Origin of the sequence: Pontibacter toksunensis (assembly GCF_042686245.1) — a bacterium.
GTDB classification, from domain to species: domain Bacteria; phylum Bacteroidota; class Bacteroidia; order Cytophagales; family Hymenobacteraceae; genus Pontibacter; species Pontibacter toksunensis.
Genome location: NZ_JBHUOX010000005.1, coordinates 188,925 through 209,602 on the forward strand (window position 1 = coordinate 188,925; position 20,678 = coordinate 209,602).

The following is a 20,678-nucleotide window of genomic DNA, read 5'->3' on the forward strand; positions in this document are numbered from 1 at the left end:
CCGTATTGTTCTTTTAGCTGACTCCTACCTCCTGCACATCTAATTTCAGCATGTCGTCTAACAGCCGTTTTACCTCCGGCCTGCAGGAACCGCAACCGGTACCGGCACCGGTCTGGGCACACAGCTGTTTTAAATCGGTGCAGCCTTCTGCAACTTTCTGCCGGATATTGTCGCTGCCCACATTGTTGCAACTGCACACTAGTTCGCCCAGCACCGGCTCCGCCTTCTGGCCGCTCCGTAAAAGCTGCAGGCGTTTCTCACTCAGCTCAATTCTGTTGGAGATTAACTCCCGGAACTCCCGGAACTCCGTTTTATCACCGATGAGTATGGTGCCCACCAGCCTGTCCTGGTGAATGATGCACTTCTTGTAGTAGCGCTTGGCCTTGTCTATGAAAACAATCTCCTCGTAGTGCTCCTCATCGGGGCTCTCCGCCAAGCCAATGCTGCACAAGTCAAACCCATGGATTTTGATGATGTTCATGAAGGTGCTGCCTTCATAGTAGCTGGCAATGTTCCCGTTCAGGTGCTGCGCCACCACATCTGCCTGCTGCTCAGCGGCAGCGGTTATACCATACAGCACCCCGTTAAACTCAGCTATCTCACCGATGGCATAGATGTTTGTGTCACTGGTTTCCAGCCGCTCGTTTACCAGTACACCGCGCTTGCACTCCAAGCCGCAGGCTCTGGCTAGCTCCAGGTTCGGCACCGTGCCGATGGCAATTATCATGGCGTCACAGTTTATGCGGTGGCCACTTTTCAGGCCCACCCCCGTCAGCTTTGACCGGCCATAGTAGAGCTGCACTTCATCGTTGTAGTAGATGTCGCAGCCCTGGTCTATCATTTCCTCGTGCAGCAACTGGCTACCCAACGGGTCCAGCTGCCGGTCGAGGAAGCGCGACACCCGCTGAATGATGGTGATTTTTACCCCCATCTCGCGCAGCGAAGCCGCCATTTCCAGCCCAAGCAAGCCGCCTCCCACAATTACCACATGGGCGTTTTCCGGCACATGGTTCCGGAAGCTATCGGCATCCGTGCGGCTGCGCATAGTAAAAATCCCCGGCAACGAAGGCACATGCTTCGGCACAGCTGCCCGGCTACCGGTAGCCATCAACAGCACATCGTATTCCGTCTGAATTCCCCTGGAGTCAATCACGAACTTATTTTCCCGGTCTATATGCTCCACGCTCACCCCTCTGAGCAGCTGGATATTGTAAGCCGGTTCTTCAGAATCTTTCATCTTCACCAGCTGTTGCCAGCTCTGCATTCCGCTGATATAGTCCGGCAGCATGACCCGGTTATAAAAAGGAAAATCCTCTTTGCTGAAAATGATAATCTCATCTTTCTCGTTGATTTCCCGGTAGGACTTCACAAAGCCATAGGCACCCGCGCCGGCCCCTATCACCACAATGCGCTGTAACGGCTTCTGGTACTTCTGCACCTCCACCGCGCAGTACTTAAAGTCCGGCTCTTTCGAAATCGGGTCCAACAACTCGCTGGTCACGTTGTTGGCGCGGTTAAGGTCGCTGCCCAGTATTTTGCCCCAGTGCATCGGCAGGAACACCACACCCTGCTTTATTCCGGGAGACAGCTTCGCTTTCACGCGCACCTCTCCCCTCCTCGACTTCACTTCCACAATATCGCCTTCCGCTATCTTCAGGCGCTCCGCATCGGCAGGGTTTATCTCCAGGAAAGCCTGCGCGACATGTTTCTTCAGCTTGTTTACCTTGCCCGTCTTGCTCATCGTGTGCCATTGGTCGCGGATGCGGCCGGTGGTCAGAATCAGCGGAAAATCGACATCAGGCTGCTCACTGCTGACTTCATCAGAAGGCGAATGAATGATGGCTTTGGTGGATGGGGTGTAGAATATTTTATTGGTGAAAAGCCTTGCAGTGCCGTCTCCTACATCGCCAGTTTTGTATGGCCACTGTATACTTCGGCTCGCTTTCAGCACCTCGTAACTCAGCCCGCTCACATCGATGTTGGTGCCAACCGTTAGCTGAGTGTGCTCTTTGTAAATGTCGGCAAAGCTTGGGTAATCAAAGCCCCGGTAGCCCATCTTTTTTGCAAAGCGGCAAATGATTTCAGCATCCGGCAACGCTTCTCCCGGCGGTTCAATTACCTTGTGCAGGTAACTCACACGCCGCTCCGAGTTCGTCATGGTGCCTTCCTTCTCTGCCCAGGCTGCTGCAGGCAGTACTACATCGGCATAAGCAAGCGTCTCGGGTTTATTGCTGATTTCCTGTACTACCACAAACTTCGCTTTCTTCAGGCCTTCTTCGGCCATGCGCACGTTAGGCAAACTGGTGAGCGGATTGGTACACAGAATCCAGATGGCTTTCAGGCGGCCGTCGTTCAGTGCCTCGAACATCTCCGTCGCCGTCAGTCCGGGCTTCTCTGATATCACCGTACCGCCCCAGAACTTCTGCACTTCTTCGCGGTGGGCTAGGTCATTCAGGTTGCGGTGGGCCGCCAGCAGGTTAGACAAGCCGCCCACTTCCCTGCCTCCCATGGCGTTGGGCTGACCCGTTAAGGAAAAAGGACCGGAGCCGGGCTTGCCAATGTGTCCCGTAATCAGGTTCAGGTTAAGTAAACTCAGGTTCTTGTTTACACCGTTAGCGCTCTGGTTCAGCCCCATCGTCCACATCGAAATAAAGCCTTTGGCGTTACCGATATAAGATGCTGCCAGGCGAATTTCCTCTTCTGTGAGTCCGCATATTTGGGCAGACTTTGCCAGTGTTTTCTGAAACACCACTTCGCGGTACTGCTCAAACCCTTGGGCATGCTTCCGCACGAAGTCCAGGTCGATGTCTCCGTTCTCTATCAGCACCCTGCCAATGGCATGGTTCAGCGTTACATCGGTTCCTGGATTGAGTTGCAGATGCAAATCCGCGATGGCACAGGTATCGGTTACCCGCGGGTCCACCACAATAATTTTTACGTCCGGGTTCTCTGCCTTGTGCGCCTCTACTCTCCTCCACAGAATAGGGTGGCACCAGGCGGGGTTCGCACCCGTTACATAAAAACAGTCTGCCAGTTCAATGTCATCATAGCAAATCGGCACGCTGTCTTCGCCGAGTGCCATTTTATAGCCCGCCACCGCACTGCTCATACACAGCCGGGAGTTCGTATCGATGTTATTGCTGCCGATAAAGCCTTTTATAAGTTTGTTGATAACGTAGTACTCCTCCGTCAGGCACTGCCCGGAAGCGTAAAAGGCCACCGATTCCGGTCCATACTTTTGGATGAAAGTGCTGAAGACGGCGGCTGTACGTTCCAACGCGGTGTCCCAGGAGACGCGTTGCCGCGGCATGTTTTTGTTGTAGCGCATCTCCGGGTACAGCAGCCGGTCGCTTTTGTCATTCACTGTGTACTGCAGGTTCATGCCTTTGCTGCACAACATACCTTTGTTCACAGGATACGCTTTGTCTCCTTCCACGGTCACGGTGCCATTCTTCTCTCTGTTCACCACCACACCGCATCCTACCCCACAGTAGCAACACGTGCTGGTAAAGGCATTCTTATGTTGTGTATCTACTGGCATCTCTTCCTTGTTTTACTGTTGTTGCGCAGGTGCTTTTTTGTCTCCCTTTGAAAGGGGCTTTTTAAACTGCCTGTAGTTACAGGCAGTCAGTCATTCCTCATATAGCCAGTTTATCTTCTGGCTTCTTCCATCACATAAGCAGGCTCTGCTACACTTACACTTTCCTTCTCAGCCAATAATGCATCCATTTCGACTTGCGCATCCAGTTCCATCTCTGGAGAGAATCTTACCAACATCGTCAGAACAGATGTACCGGCCACTACCAGGCCGATGATAAACAAAGCCTCCGGGTAAGAAAGGTTTTCTACTTTGAACAGGAAGCCTGCCGCCACTGCACCCGCATTACCACCAGCCCCAACGATACCGGACACAGCTCCCATTGCTTTCTTGTTGATGAAAGGCACCACCGAGAAAGTAGCTCCCTCCGACATCTGCACAAAAAGGCTGAAGACAATCATCGCGATAATGGACAGCGGCAGAACAGTCATCTGGGAAAAGAGAACCAAGGCAAGGCCCTCTACCAGTATCACAGCACCCAGAAACCATACCCTGCCGGAGAGGCCCCAGCGTATGCCTGCCTTATCACCGAAATAACCGCCAAGCGTACGGGCAAAGATGTTCATCAACCCAAACAGTCCTGCAATCAAACCGGCAGTGGCCAGGTCAAGAGAAAAATAGTCGTGGTAGTAGATGGCGGCAATGTTGTTGATAGTCAGTTCTATGCCGAAGCAGGCCCCATAAAGCACGAACAGCGCCCATACCCTACGGTCAGCTGCCGCTTTCCAGAAAGACACGGTGTCTTTTTTCTTCGCCACTGCCGCTGCTTCTGATAAGTCAGAAACATTACCGAAGGGCGTATCTTTGGTATAGAGATAATATGCAATTCCACACAGAATCATCGCAACTCCTGGCACCACCATGGCATAGCGCCAGGCCTGGGCCTCGATAAAGCCTGCCCCCACAAAAGCTGCAAATATTATTGGCATCACCATTTGCGTAATACCTCCGCCCAGGTTACCCCAACCGGCAGTGGTCGCATTGGCCGTACCCACCACGTTGGGTGCAAACATGACAGTGGTATGGTACTGCGTAATTACAAAAGAAGCCCCTATGACTCCTATAGCCAGCCTGAAAAGCAGGAAAGATTCATAGCTGTTGCTGAGCCCGATAAAGATGACCGGAAACGCACCTAAAATCAGCAAGGCAGTATAAGAGATGCGCGGCCCGATTTTATCGCAAAGCCAACCGATGGCCAGGCGGGCAATGACTGTGATGGCCACCGAGGAGATGATGATGTTACCAATCTGGTCTTTTGTGAGGTTCAGCTCATCGCGCACCACAGCCATTAATGGCGCAATACCGAACCAGCCAAAGAAGCACAAAAAGAAGGCGAGCCACGAAAGGTGAAACGTTCGCATCGGTATCGACTTCAGACTAAACAGGTTAATAGAGGTTGCTTTTCCTTTTGATGCTTTCATAATGTTCAAGTATAATGTGAGATGTATGAATCGGAATTAGTTCTGGTGATGTAAAGTATGAGGGCCTACTGCTTGAATAAGACTGGCTTGAAAGTCAGCATAACCCAGGCCCATTGATTGAAAGTATTTCCGGCCTTGCCTTTCAGCGCCTCCATCGAACCTGCGGCATAGAGCTGAGAGTAACCGACCTTCAGGTTAAAGTCTGGTGTCACGTTCAGGTTATACATCAGGTCTATTTCCTCCCCGAGCCGGGAGGATGAAGTACCTGCACCCTCTACCGGTGCATACACCATTGCCGGAGATTCAAAATGGTGCAGGTGCGCCAGAAGCGAACTCTTCTCTCCCAGTTTGAAATTTGTCTTGAGGTAATAATCTACAAGACCTGCGGTTCGGCCGCTCTGCCCATGGTTGTTGCCTACATAGAAGTAGTCCATAAAGCCGTAGAAGGCATGGTTCGTGCCGTACAAAGGTGTAAAAGCTTTATTGGGGGTGTCATTGGCATCTGAGCCGGACAGGTAATCTACTCCTATTGTAACCGGCGTTAGCATTGTAGCAAGTGTTGCATTTAGCGCGGCAAGATAAGCACGCACCTTTCTGCCAGCAGGCTCTTTGCCTCCCTGGTAGTAGAACTCCCCTCCCAGTTTGATGGCACCCAGGCTTTTTTCACCTATCAGCCCGTAAGTCTGCCGAAAGAAAACGGTGGAGTCTGAAGCACGCTGGCGCCCGTCGTTGAAAAACAGGCCGGATACCTTAGCCCCTCCGGCTTCTTTGTGCAGCCAGAGATACTGCATGGTCTTATAGTTGTCTACTCCGCCGTAAAAAGTGCCTTCCAGTTTAGCAGGCTCAGAAAGCACCTGCTGGTTAAAAGCGGCTCCTGCGTGCGCGGAAAAGCCGGTGCTGTCGGCATACATCAGCAAAGCAGCATCATGGCTGCGGCCCTGCTGCGCCCAATCCAGATTCCCTAAAAAGCGGGCATTGTCGTAGTCCAGTTCCTGCCGGCCCACCCTCATCGCCAACCGGGGTGTGAGCAGGTATTCTCCGTAGGCTTCGTATACATTAAACAGGCTCGGGTCCGACTTGTAAATCTGGCTGGTGTTGCCCCATACCCGGACATCCTGCAACGACAGCCGCAGCCGCAGTTTATCTAAGTGGTAATCTGCATTTAGCCGGGAGCGCTGTTCTATGAAAAAGGCAGGTGTCTCCCCCTGGGCCTGCACTGTTTTAAAGCCGTCGCGGAATTCTGCTCTGGGACGTATCTCTGCCGATAGGGTGAACTGTCCCAAGGCTATGTTCGAACTGGACAGAACCATACATAGTATCAGCAGCACAAGAGAAAAGTAGAACTTCTTCATAGAACAGAAATAAGGCTAATGTTAAAAATCCAGGTATAGCGCTGCCTATCCTGCAACAGCTACTTTGCAGGCAAAGTCAATTTTTTGTCAAAGGCTCTTCTTAATCAGCTAACGGCGTGTAACGAGGTGGTGCAAAACAAGGAGAGGCCCCACGCCCTGTATCTGCTGTTATGACAGGTAACTTATTTTGTTGAATTACTCTATACCCACATACACCCTGTCGCCTTCCACTTTCACAGGATAGGTTTTCAGTTGGTATTCTTCCCCCGTGAGGCATTCGCCGGAAAGGAGGGAGAAGGTTTTTTTGTGGAAAGGACAGGCAACTTTCGGTTCGCAGGTATCGCCGGTGCTGCCTATCATGCCTCTTGAGAGCACCATCTGCTGCTTGTGCGGGCACAGGTTTTGGGTAGCATACCATTCTGCGCGGCGGCTGAAGTTGTAGAGGGCAATCTGCTCGTCTCCCACCTTCACGCATCCGCCCCCGTTCTGAGGAATATCGTCTGTTTTACAAACAAATACCCATTCAACTGCGATGTCAATTACTGCTTCCATATACTTGTGTATTTTTGTTTGATGAATGATTTTACTCTGTAATTCAGGAATCACCACTCCTTCGCTTTCACCTGCTCGCGCATGGTATCGAAAGCAACATGCGGGTCTTTTTCTTTCGGGGCATTCACGAAGTGGGCGAACTGCTTGCGGAGGTCCGGGTTCTCCACTGCCTCTTTCCACTCGCAGTGGTAGCTGTCTACCAGGGCCTGCATCTCCGCTTCCAGTTGGGCATTGATGCCGAGGCTGTCGTTAATCACCACGTTCTTCAGGTAGCTCAGCCCGCCTTCCATTTTGTTCAGCCAGGTGGCGGTGCGTGTGAGGGAATCTGCGGTGTTGATGTAGAACATCAGGAACCGGTCGAGGTACCTGACACAGGTCTCTTTGTCTATATCAGTGGCCAATAGCTGGGCGTGCTGGGGTTTAGAGCCGCCATTGCCGCACACAAACAGGTTCCAGCCTTTTTCCGTGGCAATGATGCCGAAGTCTTTCGACTGCGCCTCGGCACACTCCCGCACGCATCCGCTCACACCGCCTTTTATTTTGTGCGGTGCCCGGATGCCCCGGTAGCGCTCTTCAATTTCAATGGCAAACGACACACTGTCGTGGAGGCCAAAACGGCACCAGGTGCTGCCCACGCAGCTTTTCACCGTGCGAAGCGCCTTTCCGTAGGCATGGCCGCTTTCAAAGCCGGCATCTATCAACTCTGACCAGATTTCCGGCAGGTCGCTGAGGTGCGCCCCGAAAAGGTCGATGCGCTGGCCTCCGGTGATTTTGGTGTACAGGTTATACTTCTTCGCCACCTGCCCGATTACAATCAGTTTATCTGGTGTTATCTCACCTCCCGGTATGCGCGGCACCACAGAATAAGTACCGCCTTTCTGGATGTTGGCCAGGTAGCGGTCGTTGCTATCCTGAATGGTATGCTGCTTCACAATGACGTCGTTCCAGAGGCTGGCCAGTATGCTGGCGACGGCAGGCTTACAGGTCTCACAGCCATCGCCCTTACCAAAGTGGTCTAAGGCTGCGTCGTAAGTCTTTATCTTGTTCATCTTCAGCAGGTCGAGCAACTCCTGGCGGGAGTAGTCGAAGTGCTCGCAAACGACGTTCTTGATGTAGGTGCCGTTTGCCTTCAGTGTCTCGTTTATCAGGTCTTTTACAAGTGGCACGCAACCACCACAGCCTGTACCCGCTTTGTTGCACTTCTTCATGCCCTCCACCGTCGTCACATTCAGGTCCGTCACAGCACCGCAGATATCTCCCTTCGTTACTGCCTCACAGGAACAAATGAGCGCTTCATCGGGCAAAGTCACGGCACCCGCTCCCCCACTGGCTTCGCCGCCCCTGGAGCCTAAAATCAGGTCTTCGGGGTTTGGCGGCAGAATGATTTTATTATTCACTGTCTGCAGTAGGATGTTATAGGCGTCCGCATCGCCAATCAGCACGCCACCCAGCAGGTACTTGCCGTCGTTGCTGATGTTGATGCGCTTATACACACCTTTGTGCGAGTCCTCAAAAACAATGGACCTGCTGTCTGGCTCCGTCACAAACGGGTCTCCGAAGCTGGCGACATCCACGCCTATCAGCTTGAGCTTGGTGCTCATGTCGTAGCCGTTGAAGGTGCGTTCGCCGGCGCACAGATGTGCGGCAACAACCTCGGCCATTTCATATCCCGGCGCCACCAAACCATAAATCATACCGTCGTAGAGTGCACACTCACCGATGGCAAAAATGCTTTCGTCGCTGGTCTGCATTTTCTGGTTTACCACAATGCCGCCGCGCGTGCCGGTTTCCAGTCCCGCCAGCTTTGCCAGTTCGTCGCGGGGGCGTATACCGGCTGAAATCACCAGCATATCCACCTCCAGCGAAGTATCATCGTTAAACTGCAGCCCCTTGATACTGCCGTCTCCCAGGATGCTGCTGGTGCTCTTGTTCATGTGCACTTTCAGGTCCAGTGTTTCCAGTTTAGACTGGAGCATGGCGCTACCGGCGGAGTCTATCTGCCGGGGCATCAGGCGCGGGGCAAACTCTATGACATGGGTTTCTTCCAGCCCCAGGTCAATGAGGGCCTTTGCCGCCTCAAGTCCCAGGAGCCCACCACCCATCACAGCTCCTTTCCTGGCTGCTTTGGCATAATTCTGAATCAGGTCGAGGTCTTCGATGGTGCGGTACACAAACACACCGTCCTTCTCCACTCCTGGTATATCGGGCACAAACGCAGATGAACCAGTTGCCAGCACGAGGTAATCGTAGGGTTGCGAAACTCCTTTCAGGGAATGAATCGTTTTATCTGAGCGATTGATTTCCGTAATGGTATCGCCAAGGTGCAGGGAGATGTTGTTTTCACTGTACCACCCGAGGTGCGACATAGACAGGTCATCCGCAGACTTACCGTTAAAGTATTCGCTCAGGTGCACACGGTCGTAGGCGTGGCGCGGCTCTTCTCCAAAAACCACAATGTTAAAGGCTGACGTTTTAGCGAGCAGTTTCTCACAGAACTTATAGCCCACCATTCCATTTCCTACCACTACTACTGTTTTGGGGTCTTGCTGAGAGATATCCATAATTTCCAGTTTCATTCAAGACTAAGTTTGATTCCGCTAAGGGTATGTTGCTGTACTTGTTTATAAGAGAGAAAAGGCAAGCCCTTTCCGCATCTATTTTTAACAACTTCATAACCAAACCTAATAAACGATTACTGATTTATCATAATTTAAGATTCGCCTTAACAGTTTCGCAACAACAGGTTTCTTTGTTTAAATTTTAACATTATCAACAAAATGTGCCTGCATCATGAGTTTAAATATGATTTTATCTATAAAAATAAATTTTAGCAAAAACCGAAGTTTTTTTCTACACCCTATTACAAAAAGGAATATTTCGCTTCTTATTAAATAAAGCTCAGAAATACCCCTTATTTCAAAAGGGGGTTAGATACATTATCACATAATTTCTGTACATTACCCCCCATTTAGCATATACCCCATTAGTTTGTAGTTTTAAACTTGGGGATATTAAACTATACCAATAAAAAGACAGCTTCTAGTTGAGTGAGTAACTAATCATCAGATGTGAGATTGATATGAGTTGAAGTATCATCACCAACTGGTGTTACAGGCGGCTTGATGAAGGCAGCACTTACGCTGTGTAACCTGAAAAAATAAAGAAAAAACAAAAGTTTGCTGCTGCCATTTACACCATACCGGCACTGCCTGCTGCTAAACTATGAATGAGGTGGTGTATTGGAAACAGCCTTAAATTTAAAGCCACACACTAAACCGGAAACGTACACTATTACTTGCTACCGGGTTAATATAATCCTGTTAGCTTAACCTCCTGAAAGGAGCATGATAATTATGCCTGATCAAAAAATAATCCCTGAACTGTATGTGATAGGCGCTGGCCCCGGCGACCCCGAACTCATCACTGTGAAAGCCCATAGAGTTTTGCAACAGGCAGACGTGGTGCTGTATGATAACCTCGCCAACAAAGAGTTGCTCAGCTTGACAAAAGCAGGTTGCGAGAATATATATGTAGGAAAACACCCTTACGGCGACTATACCCCACAGGAGAAGATACATGAGTTGATTTTAGAGAAAGCCCACAGCAAGGGCATTGTGGTACGGCTGAAAGGTGGTGACCCTTATATTTTTGGGAGGGGATTTGAAGAAGTGCTTTTTGCCCGTGAGCATGGTATCCGGACACATTACATCCCCGGCATCACCAGCATGCAGGCAAGCGGCTTTGATGACATCCCGCTGACGCACCGGGCTGTGAGTGAAGGTATCTGGGCGATAACCGGCACCAAGAAAGACGGTTCTTTATCGCAGGACCTAAGATTGTCGATGCAAAGCAATGCGACTGTTGTCATTTACATGGGCATGAAAAAAGCTGCAGAGATTGCCGCAGTGTATGTGCAGGAGGGCAAAGGCGATACACCGGTCGCGGTTATACAACATGCCTCGCTCCCGCAGCAGAAATCGGCGACAGGCAAGGTAAGGGATTTGCCAAAGCTGATAGAGCACCACCACCTCACCTACCCCGCTATCATTGTGATTGGATGGGTGATTGCCGTGCAGGAAGGAGGAGTACCGAAACGTTCCTCCTTATAGCCTGTGGTGGGTGTGGCAGCAACACAAACAGAATCGCACACAGGCGGCTTACTGCGGAATCTCGCGGAACATCTCTTCTACGCCCCTTGCTATTTGCTCCCGTAACTTTACTTCTTTGCTCTTCAGGATAGCTTCTGCATTGCCCTGCCATACCAGTTCGTTCCGGTCGTTGTCCACGAGGTGCACCGACACGGTTCCTTCCTTGTACCTGCCTACCTCCACTTCCCTGCTTCTCCAGGTGTAGCGGCGCTGACCGATGTAGTTTGGCGGGTCCGACCGGAGATCCGTTTGCCGCGTCTGCACCTCTTCGTTTACCACAATGCCCAGGTTTATGAGCAGGTCCGTATCGGATGTGGCGCGGGTCAGGCCTTTATTTTCCAGTTGCCCGGCTATCTCCTGTTGCAGGTACTGCACCTGCGGCTCGTAAGCATTACCCAGTCCTTCCCCGGAGGCATCCACCTCATAAAAAGCGAACGTTTTATAGTTGCTTAACTGGAAGCCTGCGGCAGGCTCTGTGTTAACCCGGATTGAGGGGCTACAGGCCGACAGTATAAACACCAGCGGCAGGAGGAGCAGAAGACAGTTTGATTTCGTGCAGCGCATTCTCTTCATTTAAATGAACGTTATGTACACCCTGTATACGTGAGAAAACCTCAAAGCAATGCCACCTTCTGTGGCCATACTACCTGGCTCCCGTTTTTAACGCTTCTAAACACAGGAGGCGCAGCATTTTAGTGCTGCGCCTCCTGTGTTTATGATGTAGATGTACGTTCTGTCGCTATTTCTTCACCTTGAAGAACTCATTCATAATATCCCGCACATCGTGCTTGGTGAGTGACTTTGAAAAATGCTTCCGCACCTTTTTAAAATCTTTCAGGCGCTCCAGATCATAAAAACTGGCCGAAGAGGTGAGCATCAGGATAATCATGTGGTCTTTCATATCGAGGCCACGCTTTTCGTACTCCTCCAGAAACGTGAATCCGTCCATCACCGGCATCTTGATATCCAGGAAGATCAGGTCGGGGCATGCAGCGGCAGCATCCGGCGTAGCAGCACAAGCCTTAGACAGGTACTCTAATGCTTCTTTCCCGTTCTTTAGCACCAAAATATCTTTGGCTACTTGCATTTCATTTAACAGGCGCTTGTTCAGGTAGTTGGTCGTCTCGTCATCATCTACCAATAGCACCAGATCCAGGGGGGTGTTGTAAGCAATCATTAATTCAGCCTCTGCCTTTTAACTTGAATATCTAAAAGCGCTACGGTACCTGCTCCTGCTGAACAGCAGGCGTAAAGAACCGAATTTGCAACTGCTAATATCGCTTACTTTATTCAAATATCAAATTAAGCGTATTTTTCATATTTGATACATTCAAAGCAGCTTAAACTTTCCCTGCTTCCGGGTTTTTCCTCACTTTTTCATCTGCCATATTGTTAACCTTCCTATTCACCTGTATTGCCCTTTTCCGCATTCCTGTGCCGCAATGGCCTGAAAAAAGGGTACAGTAGTGCTGCTTTAAATACATCCTTTTTTCTTCAGAGGAGTATTAAGAGAAAGAAAAGCCTGTTCAAGGCACGTGTAGAATGATTTAACCTGATAACTATGGATCATTACCCTTTGAAACCTGAACATATGCGCGCACCTGCCAATCTTACCCGCGAAGAGATACAGAGGAGCCTTGATGAGTTGGACAGTAAAATAAAGGTGCTGAAAGGCCGGGCACACGCCACTGCCGCCGATTCAAACCACACTTACCACGAGCACATTGCCGGCCTCGAGAAGAAACGGGAGCTGATTTCCTCTAAACTTGCTGATGCAGAAGACAAGCAGAGCACCTGGCAGGAACTGCAAAGCGGACTAGACAACCTGAAAGACGACCTGAACAAGCTGTTCAAATAATAAAGTAAAAAAATAGCAAAAGAGCCCCTGTGAATAATTGCAGGGGCTCTTTTGATTCCAGTACACATCACATTTTACCTCAAAGCCACATTTATTCCCAGCCTGGTTGTTTATTTGTTCTCAGGTGTCCGGTTAAATAAATTTCTTTCAGTTAATCCTTTGCTATACAAAGAACCAAACGGCATGCATGGGGGTTTGACTAGTTACTTCTGCCCGGTAGCGGGACAAATGCACACCCCGATATGCCTGTGCTTTCTGCACCTGTAAATTTATCTGGGGCATGATCTATAGGTTGCGAGGGAAGCTGGCCTTAGTCGTGCAAATTTATATTCATAGCACTTTGGTTATATAATGGAACATATATACTTTCTATCCGTATTAAAAATTTAAACGGAAGTATACATTAAACCGGATTAACTAGTAACTTTATCATAAACAGGGACTTTGCACTTCCTGCAACGAAACAAGGGAAAGACACCTAACAAAATGTATGGCTATGAAAGCGGATAAGATTGCACCCTGTCAAAATCATATAATGTCAGCAACCCTCTTTAAAAGATAAAACTGATACGCGCACTAAACCTAGCTCATTTGATTGCATGCTTACCCTCGTCATAGCGCTTAAACGTATCTTCTGGAGCGTAGCTTTTTTCTTTATATTTATACCAACCTTGTACGCGCAGCGGCCCGGAAACAGCGGGAGCGGCACAGTACCGCATACCGTTGTGTATAAGTTAAGGCCTCAGGGTGGGCAGATGGCGCGTAGCACCCAAAGCACAGCCAGAACGCTACAGGCAGCCCTGCAGGAGGTGGGCGCGAAACGAGTGCAGCAGAAATTCCCGAAGGCAGGGGCACAGGTGTCCGGAATGCGTATAGCAGCCCCTGCTGTAGACCTTTCCCTGGTTTATGAACTGAAGTATACCGCCAGCCTTTCCTTTGAGGAGGTTCAAAGTGCCCTGATGAGCACTGGTATGGTAGAGTATGTAGAGCCGCTTTATATCCGTGAGCCGCTTATGCAACCGAACGACCCTGCTGCTGACTCAACCAAATCCACGCAATTTTACCTGAAGCTGCTGCAGGCCTATGAAGGCTGGGCGGTGGAGAAAGGCGACACAAACGTGATGGTTGCCATCTTAGACACGGGCTTCCGGCTCTCACACGATGAACTCAAGTCCAAAGTAAAGCACAACTACAACGACCCGGTTGACGGCATAGACAACGATGGCGACGGTTATATCGACAACTTCTCCGGATGGGACTTCGCCGACCAAGACAACAACGTGAACGACGACACGCCCTGGAGGGGGCATGGCACCAGTGTAGCCGGAGTGTCGGCAGGTGCCACGGACAACAGCGCTGGTATAGCCAGCTTAGGGTACAACACCAAATTCTTGCCACTCAAGGTGTTTTCATCAGTTACAAATGGCCCTTTTGGCGGTTACGAGGCCATTGTTTACGCTGCGAACCATGGTTGTAAAGTCATCAACCTGTCGTGGGGTGGTGAGGGTCGTTCGCAGTATGAGCAGGATATCATCAATTATGCCGTGCTGGACAAAGACGTACTCGTTATAGCATCCGGTGGAAATACCAACAAGATGGTGGACATTTACCCGGCTTCTTACGATAACGTACTCTCAGTGGGTGGCACAGACGCAAATGATGTTAAATACAAAGACCACACTTTCAGCTACCGCATAGACCTGACGGCGCCGAGTGCGAATATATACACTGCCTCCATTTCCAGCGACCAGGGGTATGGTGGCGGCTATGGCACCTCACTTTCTTCTCCTATCGTAGCTGGGGGCGCGGCGCTTGTAAGAGCAAAATACCCGGAACTGAATGCCCGGCAGGTAGCCGAGAGAATCCGGGTGAGCACGGACGATATTTACAGGCATGCGGGTAACCAGCCATACCTGGAGAAGCTGGGTAAGGGCCGTTTTAACCTGAAGAAAGCACTGAAACAGCAAAATCTGAAGTCGGCGCGCTGTACTTCCTACGGACTGTCGCTGAGCACGCAGATTGCCTACGCAGGCAGCAAAGTAGCCCTGGAAGCCAGCTTCCTGAACTACCTCTCTCCTACCACAGCCTTACAGGTCACCATGAGTTCTTCCTCGCCCTATGTTAGCATGGAGCGGGCTACGCTGAGTTTAGGCGCCGTAGGGACCATGGCCACTGCCACTTCCGGCCTGCGCCCTTTTATCCTCAATATCGCTGAAAATGCACCTACTGACCACATGGTGGCCCTTCGCCTTGGCTTTAAGGATGGCGATTACGAAGATTTTCAGTACATCACCCTGGTCATCAACCCAAGCTTTGTTACGCTCACCGCAAACGACCTGCACGTGTCTTTGAACAACGTGGGTAACATTGGCTACAATGGCCTGAATTTTAAGCAGGGTGTAGGCGTGAAATACAAAGGCGGTCCTTCTTTGCTGTTTGAAGGAGGCCTGGTAGTGGCCTCAGACGCAGGCAAGGTATCGGATAACCTGCACAATGAAAAGTGGCTCAACGACGCCAACTTTATTTCGTCTGGCGCTGTACGCCTGCGTTACGACACGCCGCTGGCCACCCAGGAAGCCCGCACCCTGATGCAGTCCACAGGAGAAAAGCAGGCGGGCGTAAGGGTAAAAAAAGTAGCCTCTGCCTGGATGGAAGCCCCTGACAGGGACTATATCATTCTTGAATACCAGATCACGAACGTCACGACCGACACTATGCGGAAAGTACATGCCGGCCTCTTTGCCGATTGGGATATTGGCAATTACATGCAAAATGCCGCCGCCTGGGATGATGCCCTGAAGCTGGGCTATGTTTACAACACGCGTTCTGCCCTGCCCTATGCAGGCATCAAGCTTCTGACAAAAGACCAGCCGGTTTACCACGCCATCGACAACCTTGGCGGAAACGACTCTACTGTTACGGTTGATGACGGCTTCTCGGACGCAGAAAAATATAAGATCATTTCCAACGGTGTGAGCAGGGTGAAAGCAGGCGGAAGATCAGGTAACAACGTATCGCATTTGGTAGGTGCCACGCTCTCTGATATAGCTCCCGGTGAGACACGAACCGTAGCTGTGGCGCTGTTGGCTGCTGATAATCTTCCGAAGCTCAAGGCACATGCGGCCGCGGCCCAACTGAAATATATCAGCATCAAGTCAGGACCAATCCCAACACCGTTACAACAGGGCATCTGTGCCGGCTCACCTGTCCTGGTTACCCCGGACAAGGGCAGTGTATTTAATTTTTATGCGGATGAGGCCAGGTCAGAACTTCTTGGCACAGCCGATGCCCTTCCTATTGGCTCGGTATATGAGAACAGGAAGATCTACGTCAGTAATGCAGACTCTCTGTTTGAAAGCGTAGCTGTACCTTATGCCTATGTTATACCGGCCGAACCTGTTGCAGAGTTTAACTTAACGAAAGGCTTTGGAAACGCAGGAAAAGCAACAGAGATCGTTAACAGGAGTAAGCATACTGCCATTGTAGAATGGAACTTCGGGGACGGCACTACTTCCACAGACATCAACCCTACGCATACTTTTAAAGCAACAGGCTTATATGAGGTGACGCTGACAGCTTCAGACAGCCTTGGCTGCGTAAAAAGCGTTGTAACAAAGCAGCTGCAGGTTTACGCCGACGATGTAACAGTTTTCCCCAATCCTGCAGATCAGTTTCTCATCATCACGCTGACAGGCCCCGTCGATTGGGGTAACAGCGCTACCAGTCCACACCTGTTGCTGACAGATATGGCAGGCAAGAGCATTTCTCTGCCATCTCATATAAAGAACTCTGAGCTATACTACGATGTAAGCAGGTTGGCAGCAGGTGTTTACATTGCTCACATCAGGTATAACAACACCAGCTATGTGAAGCGGTTTTTAATCAGACACCAGTAATGTACCGAACCTATACCACATAAAAAGAGAAGGCCTCACTTAACAGTGAGGCCTTCTCTTTTTATGTGGATGAAAGAATTATGCGTTGGTGCCTTTTTCTTTCAATCTTATCAGGTTAAGTGCAGAACCAGCTTTAAACCATTCGATCTGTCCCTGGTTATAGGTATGGTTAACCATAAAGCTGTCCTGGCTACCATCTTTGTGGTGCAGCACCACTTTCAGTGGCTGTCCTTCCCTAAAATCTGTCAAACCAAGGATATCGAAAGTATCTGTCTCCTCAATCAGGTCGTAGTCCGCTTTGTTAGCGAATGTAAGCCCCAGCATACCCTGCTTCTTCAGGTTGGTTTCGTGGATACGAGCGAATGACTTCACGATAACGGCACGAACACCTAAGTGGCGTGGCTCCATGGCAGCATGTTCACGGGATGACCCTTCACCGTAGTTCTCGTCGCCTACTACCACTGTACCGATTCCGGCAGCTTTGTAAGTACGCGCTGTAGCTGGCACAGTATCATAACCGCGTGTCATGTCGTTGTATACGCTGTTGGCCTCGCTGTTGAAAGCATTCATGGCACCAATCAACATGTTGTTAGAGATGTTGTCGAGGTGGCCACGGTACTTCAACCACGGACCGGCCATTGAAATGTGGTCAGTCGTACACTTACCCTGGGCCTTAATCAGGAGTTTCAGGCCTTTCAGGTCTGTGCCTTCCCATGGCTTAAATCCTTCCAGCAGTTGCAGACGATCAGATCCTGGATCTACCACAACCTCTACCTGGCTGCCATCTTCTGCGGGAGCTGTATAACCAGCATCCTCCACGGCAAAGCCCTGCACTGGCAGTTCAATGCCTTTTGGCTCATCCAGTCGTACCTGCTCGCCGTTTTTGTTTGTCAGCGTATCTGTCAGTGGGTTAAACGTCAGGTCACCGGCAATGGCAAAAGCGGTTACAATCTCAGGAGAGGCCACAAAGGCGTGTGTGTTCGGGTTACCGTCGTTACGCTTCGCGAAGTTACGGTTAAACGAAGTGATGATAGAGTTTTTGCGCTTTGGATCGTCTGTATGACGCGCCCACTGACCGATGCACGGACCACAGGCATTTGCCAGTACCACGCCACCCATCTCTGCAAAAGTGTCTAACAAACCGTCGCGGGCTGTGGTATAGCGTACCATTTCAGAACCCGGCGTGATAGTAAACTCCGCCTGCGCTATAAGCCCTTTCTCAGTTGCCTGTGCCGCCACAGAGGCAGAACGGGTCAAGTCCTCGTAAGAAGAGTTGGTGCAGGAACCGATCAAACCTACTTCCAGTTTAGATGGCCAGCCATGCTCTTTTACTACAGAAGCGAACTGCGATATTGGCCATGCCGCATCCGGCGTGAAAGGTCCGTTTACGTGTGGCTCCAGCGTAGAAAGGTCAATTTCAATCAGTTGATCGTAGAAAGCAGCCGGATCAGCGTAAACCTCATCGTCAGCACGCAGGTGTTGTGCCACGCCCTCAGCCATATCAGCTATTTCCTGGCGCTCTGTTGCCATCAGGTACTCTCGCATTTTCGCGTCATAGGCGAACACCGAAGTAGTTGCGCCAATCTCAGCACCCATGTTACAGATGGTAGATTTACCAGTACAAGACAAAGACTCGGCACCGTCACCAAAGTACTCCACGATAGCACCCGTACCGCCTTTTACAGTCAGGATACCGGCTACTTTCAGGATAACATCTTTAGCTGAAGTCCATCCGTTCATTCTGCCGGTCAGTTTCACACCGATTACTTTCGGAAACTTCAACTCCCAGGGCATACCAGCCATCACGTCTACCGCATCAGCACCACCAACACCAATGGCCACCATACCCAAACCACCTGCATTCGGTGTGTGTGAGTCAGTACCAATCATCATACCGCCCGGGAAAGCATAGTTTTCCAGCACTACCTGATGGATGATACCCGCGCCTGGCTTCCAGAAGCCCAGGCCGTACTTATTCGATACAGAAGCAAGGAAATCATAAACTTCTTTGTTCTCGTTGTATGCGTCCTGCAAATCAGAGTCAGCACCGACTCTTGCCTGGATCAGGTGGTCGCAATGCACAGTAGAAGGTACTGCAACCTGCGGCTTGCCAGCCTGCATGAACTGGAGCAAGGCCATCTGGGCCGTGGCGTCCTGCATTGCTACCCTGTCAGGCGCGAAATCCACGTAAGATTTACCACGCTCAAAACCCCGTGTCGCGTTGCCATCGAAAAGATGTGAGTACAGGATCTTTTCTGTCTGGGTAAGCGGTCTTCCCACTGCCTGGCGGGCAGCAGTTATGCGCTCTTCCATGCCGGCATATACTGCCTTGATCATTCCTAAATCAAATGCCATAGTTTTTGCTATTGTTAGTTTTTAATTGCTCTCTAATGAATTCTACAAAGGTACAAAATCTAAGTATCTTGAAAAACATTAGCTGCCATGAATATAGGTAGCTACATGATGATGCAAGCATAACTGGCAAAATGCGGTTTATAACGTGATGTGCCATATTTTTGTAGAGGCAAGTTTAAAAGGTAACCGCATAAAACATCACTTTATGCATACCCCTTCCAGCCTCTTTTTGTTTTTAGGAATACCAGTAATACAAATTCATAGCTCCTGCATCTCGATGAAATCTACAGAAGATAATCCCGCTCCCATACAAACAGGCACCTGGCGAGTTACCCTACAAGCTCAGGGCCAGGAAATTCCATTCTTAATGCATGTTGAAAAAAGAGAGGGCAAAACCGTATTGTACCTCGTGAACGGAGAAGAGCGCATTCTTTTGGATGATATGCAGCAACAAGGCGATTTCCTGAAAATAGACTTGCATATTTTTGATGCTGCCCTTATGGTCAGCGTAAACGGCCATACAATGGAAGGCCACTTTGTGAAGAACGATACCAAAACGCCTTATTCTATTCCTTTTGTAGCCGAATTTGGCCAGGAAAACCGCTTTACAGCAAACCCTGCTCCTGCCTCCTATAACTTCGACGGAAAGTGGGACGTTGTCTTTTCTGATAAGGAAGGTGGGAGTTCTAAGGCTATCGGAGTATTTAAGCATGACGGTAATAACATTACCGGCACTTTCCTGACCGAGACAGGCGATTACCGCTATTTAGATGGGCAGGTAGCAGGTGAGCAACAGAAACTATCTGCCTTCGATGGCAACCATGCCTACCTCTTCACTGCCAGGCCTAACGGTGACGGCACTTTGCAGGGGGAGTTTTACTCCGGCTTAAGCGGGTATGAAAGCTGGACAGCCACACGAAATGAACACGCTCAGCTTGCTAGCGCTTATTCGCTGACCAGCCTGAAGCCTGGATACGACAAACTGAATTTCACTTTCCCAAACCTGGAGGGCAAACAGGTTTCGTTATCTGACCCAAAGTACAAAGGCAAAGTGGTGCTTGTACAGTTAGTAGCTTCTTGGTGTCCGAACTGCATGGATGCTACCAATTTCCTGGTGCCTTACTATAATAAGAACAAAGGCCGCGGCCTGGAAATTATCGGACTGGGTTTTGAGCGCAGCCCGGTGTTCGAGGAAGCGGCCGCACGCCTGCGGAATATGGAAGTGCACTTAGGCGTTAACTATGATTTACTTGTTGCAGGTGTTTCAGATAAAGAAGCGGCAGCCAAAGCCCTGCCTGCCCTCGACCACGTCCTATCATTCCCGACCACCATCTTTATAGGAAGAGACGGCAAAGTACGCCAGATACACACCGGCTTCACCGGCCCTGGCACAGGAGAATATTACGATGCATGGGTGGCTGATTTTAACCAGGCGATGGAGGAACTGCTGGCGGAGAAGTAATTTTTTATGCTGCGGCAGGCTGGCAGAAGTAACCCG

General features: G+C 50.2%; 12 protein-coding genes. 4 read left to right on the forward strand and 8 right to left on the reverse strand.

From position 1 onward, the window contains the following. Positions 1 to 13: 13 nt before the first annotated feature. The 5 genes from ACFS7Z_RS08865 to nirB form a co-directional block, all read right to left on the reverse strand. Positions 14 to 3,541 carry a molybdopterin-dependent oxidoreductase gene (locus ACFS7Z_RS08865; protein WP_377483496.1) on the reverse strand — a complete coding sequence of 1,176 codons (3,528 nt, stop codon included), beginning with the start codon at positions 3,539 to 3,541 and terminating at the stop codon, positions 14 to 16. Positions 3,542 to 3,651: 110 nt separating this feature from the next. Continuing rightward, positions 3,652 to 5,019, reverse strand: a complete 1,368-nt coding sequence (locus tag ACFS7Z_RS08870) for an MFS transporter (protein WP_377483498.1) — start codon at positions 5,017 to 5,019, stop codon at positions 3,652 to 3,654. A gap of 65 nt (positions 5,020 to 5,084) precedes the next feature. Then, on the reverse strand, positions 5,085 to 6,371 hold the full coding sequence (locus ACFS7Z_RS08875; RefSeq protein WP_377483500.1) for an alginate export family protein: 1,287 nt from the start codon (positions 6,369 to 6,371) through the stop codon (positions 5,085 to 5,087). Between the two features lie 195 nt (positions 6,372 to 6,566). Beyond that, the gene (nirD, locus tag ACFS7Z_RS08880; RefSeq protein ID WP_377483501.1) at positions 6,567 to 6,923 is read right to left on the reverse strand and encodes a nitrite reductase small subunit NirD; all 357 of its coding nucleotides are present in this window, start codon (positions 6,921 to 6,923) and stop codon (positions 6,567 to 6,569) included. Between the two features lie 50 nt (positions 6,924 to 6,973). Further along, on the reverse strand, positions 6,974 to 9,499 hold the full coding sequence (gene nirB / locus ACFS7Z_RS08885; RefSeq protein WP_377483503.1) for a nitrite reductase large subunit NirB: 2,526 nt from the start codon (positions 9,497 to 9,499) through the stop codon (positions 6,974 to 6,976). Positions 9,500 to 10,276: 777 nt separating this feature from the next. On the opposite strand from nirB, the gene cobA reads away from it, so the two are divergent. Further along, positions 10,277 to 11,032, forward strand: coding sequence for a uroporphyrinogen-III C-methyltransferase (gene cobA, locus ACFS7Z_RS08890; RefSeq protein ID WP_377483504.1), 756 nt, complete (start codon positions 10,277 to 10,279; stop codon positions 11,030 to 11,032). Positions 11,033 to 11,080: 48 nt separating this feature from the next. Here cobA and ACFS7Z_RS08895 read toward each other — a convergent pair whose 3' ends face one another. After that, on the reverse strand, positions 11,081 to 11,644 hold the full coding sequence (locus ACFS7Z_RS08895) for a DUF4136 domain-containing protein (RefSeq protein WP_377483505.1): 564 nt from the start codon (positions 11,642 to 11,644) through the stop codon (positions 11,081 to 11,083). A gap of 166 nt (positions 11,645 to 11,810) precedes the next feature. Next, entirely contained in the window at positions 11,811 to 12,248 is a 438-nt protein-coding gene (locus ACFS7Z_RS08900; RefSeq protein ID WP_377483506.1) for a response regulator, read from the reverse strand. A 384-nt stretch (positions 12,249 to 12,632) separates the two neighbouring features. On the opposite strand from ACFS7Z_RS08900, the gene ACFS7Z_RS08905 reads away from it, so the two are divergent. Both ACFS7Z_RS08905 and ACFS7Z_RS08910 read left to right on the forward strand, forming a co-directional pair. Next, entirely contained in the window at positions 12,633 to 12,929 is a 297-nt protein-coding gene (locus ACFS7Z_RS08905; protein WP_377483507.1) for a hypothetical protein, read from the forward strand. Positions 12,930 to 13,528: 599 nt separating this feature from the next. Beyond that, positions 13,529 to 16,825, forward strand: coding sequence for a S8 family serine peptidase (locus ACFS7Z_RS08910; RefSeq protein ID WP_377483509.1), 3,297 nt, complete (start codon positions 13,529 to 13,531; stop codon positions 16,823 to 16,825). Positions 16,826 to 16,903: 78 nt separating this feature from the next. Here ACFS7Z_RS08910 and ACFS7Z_RS08915 read toward each other — a convergent pair whose 3' ends face one another. Continuing rightward, on the reverse strand, positions 16,904 to 19,180 hold the full coding sequence (locus ACFS7Z_RS08915; protein WP_377483511.1) for an aconitate hydratase: 2,277 nt from the start codon (positions 19,178 to 19,180) through the stop codon (positions 16,904 to 16,906). Between the two features lie 367 nt (positions 19,181 to 19,547). On the opposite strand from ACFS7Z_RS08915, the gene ACFS7Z_RS08920 reads away from it, so the two are divergent. Further along, a complete protein-coding gene (locus ACFS7Z_RS08920) occupies positions 19,548 to 20,642 on the forward strand; it encodes a peroxiredoxin family protein (RefSeq protein ID WP_377483512.1) in 1,095 nt (364 codons plus the stop codon). The last annotated feature ends 36 nt before the right edge of the window (positions 20,643 to 20,678 follow it).

What these genes read in the sequence shown, in the direction of transcription:
- ACFS7Z_RS08920 (WP_377483512.1), top strand. Translation starts at nt 19,548, where the DNA reads ATGCATGTTGAAAAAAGAGAGGGCAAAACCGTATTGTACCTCGTGAAC.
- ACFS7Z_RS08910 (WP_377483509.1), top strand. Translation starts at nt 13,529, where the DNA reads ATGCTTACCCTCGTCATAGCGCTTAAACGTATCTTCTGGAGCGTAGCT.
- ACFS7Z_RS08905 (WP_377483507.1), top strand. Translation starts at nt 12,633, where the DNA reads ATGGATCATTACCCTTTGAAACCTGAACATATGCGCGCACCTGCCAAT.
- ACFS7Z_RS08915 (WP_377483511.1), bottom strand. Translation starts at nt 19,180, where the DNA reads ATGGCATTTGATTTAGGAATGATCAAGGCAGTATATGCCGGCATGGAA.
- ACFS7Z_RS08900 (WP_377483506.1), bottom strand. Translation starts at nt 12,248, where the DNA reads ATGATTGCTTACAACACCCCCCTGGATCTGGTGCTATTGGTAGATGAT.
- nirB (WP_377483503.1), bottom strand. Translation starts at nt 9,499, where the DNA reads ATGAAACTGGAAATTATGGATATCTCTCAGCAAGACCCCAAAACAGTA.
- ACFS7Z_RS08865 (WP_377483496.1), bottom strand. Translation starts at nt 3,541, where the DNA reads ATGCCAGTAGATACACAACATAAGAATGCCTTTACCAGCACGTGTTGC.
- ACFS7Z_RS08895 (WP_377483505.1), bottom strand. Translation starts at nt 11,644, where the DNA reads ATGAAGAGAATGCGCTGCACGAAATCAAACTGTCTTCTGCTCCTCCTG.
- ACFS7Z_RS08875 (WP_377483500.1), bottom strand. Translation starts at nt 6,371, where the DNA reads ATGAAGAAGTTCTACTTTTCTCTTGTGCTGCTGATACTATGTATGGTT.
- cobA (WP_377483504.1), top strand. Translation starts at nt 10,277, where the DNA reads ATGCCTGATCAAAAAATAATCCCTGAACTGTATGTGATAGGCGCTGGC.
- ACFS7Z_RS08870 (WP_377483498.1), bottom strand. Translation starts at nt 5,019, where the DNA reads ATGAAAGCATCAAAAGGAAAAGCAACCTCTATTAACCTGTTTAGTCTG.
- nirD (WP_377483501.1), bottom strand. Translation starts at nt 6,923, where the DNA reads ATGGAAGCAGTAATTGACATCGCAGTTGAATGGGTATTTGTTTGTAAA.